This window comes from Bacillus sp. sid0103 (assembly GCF_019219025.1).
This window is the reverse complement of sequence record NZ_JAHUWN010000068.1, coordinates 1-5622: the sequence shown is the minus strand read 5'-3', so window position 1 is coordinate 5622 and position 5622 is coordinate 1. Positions and strand designations below refer to the sequence as shown.

Below are 5622 nucleotides of genomic sequence, written 5' to 3'. Positions count from 1 at the left end.
TTAAAGACTAATGTTACCATTAGCCCTCCAAGACTCGCTACGAGCGAATGGCTAGTTCTTACTCGGCGGGAATCCCACCCGCTATATGATACGACCTAGGCTCGGCCGCACAACTGCTTCGTTAGTGGAACAAGAAATAGAGCCGCAGCTACGACTCTTTGTTAAACTAAAGCACCCGTTACCTTAAGTACATTTCTACACAATCATTTCTCTATACAATCTAACCTTTTATTCGAGAATATGGCCCTTTAGTGGATCAAGAGGATATGCAAGTACCCAATACCTTACTTATACAATACATTTTCATCCCATCATGTCGATGGATGATGGGATGAATGATGGGATGAATGATCATTTCTAAACTGCCTAGGGGTTAAACCTGTGTATTTTTTAAATACTTTTATAAAATAACTTTGATCATTGAAATTTAACCAGGTGCTGATGTCTGAAATCGAATAACTTGTTATAGCCAACAGCTTTTTTGCTTCGTCTACTCGTTGTTGTTGAATATATTCACTTATAGGAATACCCACTTCTTTTTTAAAAAGAGATGATAAGTAATTGGGACTTAATCGACACATTTCTGCAAGTTGTTCCAGTGTAATGTCTCCATAAAGATGGTTGTAAATATAATGTCGACAAGCAGTTATGGGTGCAGAATATTTTTCTACATTTAAACCGTGAACACGATTGGTAAAATCACTTATGGCTTCTTCCGTTAATCTCAATATGGCCTTTAAGTTTCCTAATTCCTCAATTTGTTGAATATAATAATCACTTAAAGTAAAGGCCGTTTCCTCATTTAAGCCTCCTTCAATGGCAGCTCTACAAACAAGGGCAATGCCCGTTATCATTAAATTTTTTTCACTTCGTAAACGATTCCGTCTCGACAATAATCCTAATTCTGCCTCACCCACAATGGAGTAATCGAAGATGTCCTTTAATTTATCGATCCGCCCGTTTTTGACATAATCAAGCAATACCCGTTCATAAGAAAGATTGGAATGAAAAATGAAATTCCTTCTCCCTTTTGAAAGCTCAAGATCTAAATTCTCTGATTGTATGACACCGAGGTCTATCGCTTTATTGTTTTCTAGGACCAACGTTTTATCTAACGCTTTACGATAAAGCAAATAATAAACCATTAAACTAATCGATAGTAGCTGATGATGGTCCATAATGGGGACGGCTTGATAATATTCAATAAGATTTCTTTTATTGATGTTTCCTTTAAAAGCATCCATGATCTTTGTAATATTCTCATCCGATATTTCGGCCTCAATGGCAGGTCCTACAATAATAGTACCTAAAAAATAGTTCGATTTTTTAAGATTCACAAAGAAAAAATTCAAATTTGAATTTGAAAAAAAGATAGGGAACTCACTCGGATCCTCTTCATACGTATATACACTTATCTGCTCTTTAAATGGAACATAATAGGGATTACTCCGTAGGTCACTTCTTGAAAATTCGTACTCGAACTCACCAAATCCATTGACATAATAAACTGGTATTCCATGAACTTCCGAAATAAGCTGGCATATATATTGTATATCCTCCATGGATATTTCCATCTATTTCATCTACTCCATCCGTTTTTTAAATCGGTTACATTGTTTATTTTTTACAATAAGAAAATACTATTATCCGTAGAATAATACAATAATTCATTCTTAATCAGCAATAAAATAGGTGATGTAAGAAATCTTAAACATGGGGGAAATGAACATGGAATTAGCAAATAAAATTGCCGTTATCACTGGTGCAGGAAGTGGCATAGGAAGAGCAAGCAGTTTGAAACTTGCTAGCAACGGAGCAACCGTTGTCTTAGTTGATTTTAATAAAGAAACAGGGGAAGAAACATTAAAGCTTGTGAAAGAGCAAGGTGGAGAAGGCATCTTCGTTCAGGCCGATGTATCGAAAAGTGAAGATGTTCAAAACTATGTTAATAAAGCAGTCGAAACATATGGTCGCATTGATATATTTTTCAATAATGCAGGTGTTATTCAAAAGTTCGCACCTCTTATTACAGTTGAAGAAACCGAATTTGACAGAATCATGTCCATCAATGTAAAAGGAGTATTCCTTGGATTGAAATATGTCCTAAAAGTCATGGAAGAGCAAGGAAGCGGATCGATTATTAATACGGCTTCTACTGCAGGAATTCGTCCTGAGCATAGTGTAGCTGTATATTCTGCCAGCAAACATGCCGTTATCGGTTTAACGAAAGGTGCTGCATTAGAATATGCTAAAAAAGGAATCCGAATTAATGCGCTTTGCCCTGGCGGTGTTCAAACAGCCTTAACTGCTAGTGTTGCTGAGCAGTTTGAAAAAGGCGGTTACGTTCCAGACGAGATTTCAAATATGAGAATGGGTCGTTATGCTGATCCGAATGAACTTGCTGAAATGGTGGCTTTCTTAGCATCAGATAAAGCAAGCTATATGACTGGTTCAATTGCACTTGTAGATGGTGGGTTAACTCTATAAGCGATTGAAACATCATGCGGGGGGGCATCATTTCTGAGTATATTCTTGTGATGCTATAATAGAATAAATGGCAAAGAAGGTCCTTTCAATGATGAATACCCAGCATAGAATTTTTATTAGAAAACTTAGCTCCGTGCAAATGTATACGATGAAGCATTGTGCGGAGCTTAATCAGGAAGCCTAAGCTTCCTCTATTCATTGGCAAATAGCTTGCTAAAAAAAGTGTAGTATTACTATGCTTATTTGAGTATGACTATTTGCCGATGAATAATTGATTAAAGGGCCAGAGACAATGCTTTGTCTCTGGCCCTTTGTTTTGGAATATTTCAATAAGCTTTCACCACATTGAAATAGTATTTGTTGAGGTGCTTTACTCCTGTATATGAGCGTCCTATTCCCAATAAAGAGTTCGAGTTATGAGGCAAACCGAAATTCCTACGCTTTTTTTGGATTAATCTGAACACTTTCATATTCTGATCATATAACAAAAAATGTTTTACTTGTTTTTGAAACTCCAGTTCCTCATACAAAAAAAACGCTCGGATATCCAAGCGTTTTTATATAACTATTTAAATTTTTACGCGCCTTAGAGGATTCGAACCTCTGACCGTACGCTTAGAAGGCGTATGCTCTATCCAGCTGAGCTAAAGGCGCATTTATGGCGGAGAAGGAGGGATTTGAACCCTCGCGCCGGTTACCCGACCTACACCCTTAGCAGGGGCGCCTCTTCAGCCTCTTGAGTACTTCCCCATAAACATAAAAATGGCTCCGCAGGTAGGACTCGAACCTACGACCGATCGGTTAACAGCCGATAGCTCTACCACTGAGCTACTGCGGAACAATATGGTGGGCCTAAATGGACTCGAACCATCGACCTCACGCTTATCAGGCGTGCGCTCTAACCAGCTGAGCTATAGGCCCATATTTATGTGGAGCGGGTGATGAGAATCGAACTCACAACATCAGCTTGGAAGGCTGAGGTTTTACCACTAAACTACACCCGCATTTCTTAAATTGGAGGCAACACCCGGATTTGAACCGGGGATAAAGGTTTTGCAGACCTCTGCCTTACCACTTGGCTATGCTGCCATGACTGGGCTAGCTGGATTCGAACCAACGCATGACGGAGTCAAAGACCGTTTCCTTACCGCTTGGCTATAGCCCAATAATTTATAAATAAATGGGGCCGCTGATGGGAATCGAACCCACGAATGTCGGAACCACAATCCGATGCGTTAACCACTTCGCCACTACCGCCATTATAGAATCATTTGGCAGGGGTAGTAGGAATTGAACCCACACCAAAGGTTTTGGAGACCTTCGTTCTACCTTTAAACTATACCCCTATACATGGTGGAGGGGGACGGATTCGAACCGCCGAACCCTGAGGGAGCGGATTTACAGTCCGCCGCGTTTAGCCACTTCGCTACCCCTCCATATAAAAAGGTGGCTCAGGACGGAATCGAACCGCCGACACAAGGATTTTCAGTCCTTTGCTCTACCAACTGAGCTACTGAGCCACACAAAATCTATATCAACAGCAGTTACCTACTGGGGATAAAAGTACGGTCTGGACGGGACTCGAACCCGCGACCTCCTGCGTGACAGGCAGGCATTCTAACCAACTGAACTACCAGACCAATTGCGGGGACAGGATTTGAACCTGCGACCTTCGGGTTATGAGCCCGACGAGCTACCAGACTGCTCCACCCCGCGACAATAAGAATAGGTTAACATTTATGGAGGAGGAAGAGGGATTCGAACCCCCGCGCGGTATGACCCGCCTGTCGGTTTTCAAGACCGATCCCTTCAGCCAAACTTGGGTATTCCTCCGAATAAATATAAAGATAATGGTGGACCTTGTAGGATTCGAACCTACGACCGGACGGTTATGAGCCGTCTGCTCTAACCAGCTGAGCTAAAGGTCCAAGTTTAGATAATATATGGTAGCGGCGGAGGGGATCGAACCCCCGACCTTACGGGTATGAACCGTACGCTCTAGCCAGCTGAGCTACACCGCCACAATATCATTTTAAAATTGTTGGTGGAGTCTAGGGGGATCGAACCCCTGACCTCCTGCGTGCAAAGCAGGCGCTCTCCCAGCTGAGCTAAGACCCCATATAATGTTAGATGTCTGATCGGGAAGACAGGATTCGAACCTGCGACCCCTTGGTCCCAAACCAAGTGCTCTACCAAGCTGAGCTACTTCCCGTAAATATGGCGCGCCCGAAAGGAGTCGAACCCATAACCTTCTGATCCGTAGTCAGACGCTCTATCCAATTGAGCTACGGGCGCATTTTCTAAATTAAGTGGTGCCGAGGACCGGAATCGAACCGGTACGGTAGTCACCTACCGCAGGATTTTAAGTCCTGTGCGTCTGCCAGTTCCGCCACCCCGGCAATCATGAAGCGGAAGACGGGATTCGAACCCGCGACCCCCACCTTGGCAAGGTGGTGTTCTACCACTGAACTACTTCCGCAAATATTGTGAGTTATATTGTTGTTGCAAAAAACTTTGATGCGGGTGAAGGGAGTCGAACCCCCACGCCTTGCGGCGCCAGATCCTAAGTCTGGTGCGTCTGCCAATTCCGCCACACCCGCAATATTGAAAGCTATTTTGCTTTCGCAAAAAACTCTGGTGAGCCATGAAGGACTCGAACCTTCGACCCTCTGATTAAAAGTCAGATGCTCTACCGACTGAGCTAATGGCTCAAAAAAAGCAAAAAAAATAAATGGTGCCGGCTAGAGGACTTGAACCCCCAACCTACTGATTACAAGTCAGTTGCTCTACCAATTGAGCTAAACCGGCAAAATATGGTGGAGGATGACGGGATCGAACCGCCGACCCTCTGCTTGTAAGGCAGATGCTCTCCCAGCTGAGCTAACCCTCCAAAATGGTGACCCCTACGGGATTCGAACCCGTGTTACCTCCGTGAAAGGGAGGTGTCTTAACCACTTGACCAAGGGGCCAGATAAAATGTTGACAAAAAAAATAACCCAGAAGGGCTAGCCTGGCAACGTCCTACTCTCACAGGGACGCGTGTCCCAACTACCATTGGCGCTGAGAAGCTTAACTTCCGTGTTCGGTATGGGAACGGGTGTGACCTTCTCGCCATAATTGCCAGACTATTTAATT

Annotated in this window: 2 protein-coding genes, 25 tRNA genes and 1 rRNA gene; 1 reads left to right on the top strand and 27 read right to left on the bottom strand. The window is 42.9% G+C overall.

Annotation, left to right across the window (positions count from 1 at the left end; all coding sequences use genetic code 11):
- Positions 1–311: 311 nt before the first annotated feature.
- The gene (locus KW850_RS32210) at positions 312–1574 is read right to left on the bottom strand and encodes a helix-turn-helix domain-containing protein (protein ID WP_218351667.1); all 1263 of its coding nucleotides are present in this window, start codon (positions 1572–1574) and stop codon (positions 312–314) included.
- A 154-nt stretch (positions 1575–1728) separates the two neighbouring features.
- Here KW850_RS32210 and KW850_RS32205 point away from each other — a divergent pair, with 154 nt between their 5' ends.
- Positions 1729–2487: an SDR family NAD(P)-dependent oxidoreductase gene (locus KW850_RS32205; protein ID WP_218351666.1), complete on the top strand. Its 759-nt coding sequence runs from the start codon at positions 1729–1731 to the stop codon at positions 2485–2487.
- Positions 2488–3067: 580 nt separating this feature from the next.
- Here the strand turns inward: KW850_RS32205 and KW850_RS32200 are convergent.
- The 26 genes from KW850_RS32200 to rrf form a co-directional block, all read right to left on the bottom strand.
- Positions 3068–3141: transfer RNA gene (locus KW850_RS32200), tRNA-Arg, on the bottom strand.
- Positions 3142–3146: 5 nt separating this feature from the next.
- A tRNA-Ser gene (locus KW850_RS32195) sits at positions 3147–3237 on the bottom strand.
- A 13-nt stretch (positions 3238–3250) separates the two neighbouring features.
- A tRNA-Asn gene (locus KW850_RS32190) sits at positions 3251–3325 on the bottom strand.
- A 6-nt stretch (positions 3326–3331) separates the two neighbouring features.
- Positions 3332–3408 (bottom strand) — tRNA-Ile (locus KW850_RS32185).
- Between the two features lie 9 nt (positions 3409–3417).
- Positions 3418–3491 (bottom strand) — tRNA-Gly (locus KW850_RS32180).
- 11 nt (positions 3492–3502) lie between these two features.
- Positions 3503–3576 (bottom strand) — tRNA-Cys (locus KW850_RS32175).
- A 4-nt stretch (positions 3577–3580) separates the two neighbouring features.
- Positions 3581–3652 (bottom strand) — tRNA-Gln (locus KW850_RS32170).
- Between the two features lie 107 nt (positions 3653–3759).
- A tRNA-Trp gene (locus KW850_RS32165) sits at positions 3760–3833 on the bottom strand.
- Positions 3834–3838: 5 nt separating this feature from the next.
- Positions 3839–3923 (bottom strand) — tRNA-Tyr (locus tag KW850_RS32160).
- An 11-nt stretch (positions 3924–3934) separates the two neighbouring features.
- Positions 3935–4007, bottom strand: a tRNA-Phe gene (locus KW850_RS32155).
- A 46-nt stretch (positions 4008–4053) separates the two neighbouring features.
- Positions 4054–4127 (bottom strand) — tRNA-Asp (locus KW850_RS32150).
- Positions 4128–4129: 2 nt separating this feature from the next.
- Positions 4130–4203, bottom strand: a tRNA-Met gene (locus tag KW850_RS32145).
- Positions 4204–4227: 24 nt separating this feature from the next.
- Positions 4228–4320: transfer RNA gene (locus KW850_RS32140), tRNA-Ser, on the bottom strand.
- A gap of 18 nt (positions 4321–4338) precedes the next feature.
- Positions 4339–4415: transfer RNA gene (locus KW850_RS32135), tRNA-Ile, on the bottom strand.
- A 16-nt stretch (positions 4416–4431) separates the two neighbouring features.
- Positions 4432–4508, bottom strand: a tRNA-Met gene (locus KW850_RS32130).
- Between the two features lie 21 nt (positions 4509–4529).
- Positions 4530–4605: transfer RNA gene (locus KW850_RS32125), tRNA-Ala, on the bottom strand.
- A 20-nt stretch (positions 4606–4625) separates the two neighbouring features.
- A tRNA-Pro gene (locus KW850_RS32120) sits at positions 4626–4699 on the bottom strand.
- Between the two features lie 6 nt (positions 4700–4705).
- Positions 4706–4782: transfer RNA gene (locus KW850_RS32115), tRNA-Arg, on the bottom strand.
- A gap of 15 nt (positions 4783–4797) precedes the next feature.
- Positions 4798–4886 (bottom strand) — tRNA-Leu (locus tag KW850_RS32110).
- 8 nt (positions 4887–4894) lie between these two features.
- A tRNA-Gly gene (locus KW850_RS32105) sits at positions 4895–4966 on the bottom strand.
- A gap of 39 nt (positions 4967–5005) precedes the next feature.
- A tRNA-Leu gene (locus KW850_RS32100) sits at positions 5006–5087 on the bottom strand.
- Positions 5088–5122: 35 nt separating this feature from the next.
- A tRNA-Lys gene (locus KW850_RS32095) sits at positions 5123–5198 on the bottom strand.
- 21 nt (positions 5199–5219) lie between these two features.
- Positions 5220–5295, bottom strand: a tRNA-Thr gene (locus KW850_RS32090).
- 6 nt (positions 5296–5301) lie between these two features.
- A tRNA-Val gene (locus KW850_RS32085) sits at positions 5302–5377 on the bottom strand.
- A gap of 4 nt (positions 5378–5381) precedes the next feature.
- Positions 5382–5456, bottom strand: a tRNA-Glu gene (locus KW850_RS32080).
- 39 nt (positions 5457–5495) lie between these two features.
- Positions 5496–5612 (bottom strand): 5S ribosomal RNA (gene rrf / locus KW850_RS32075).
- Positions 5613–5622 lie beyond the last annotated feature (10 nt).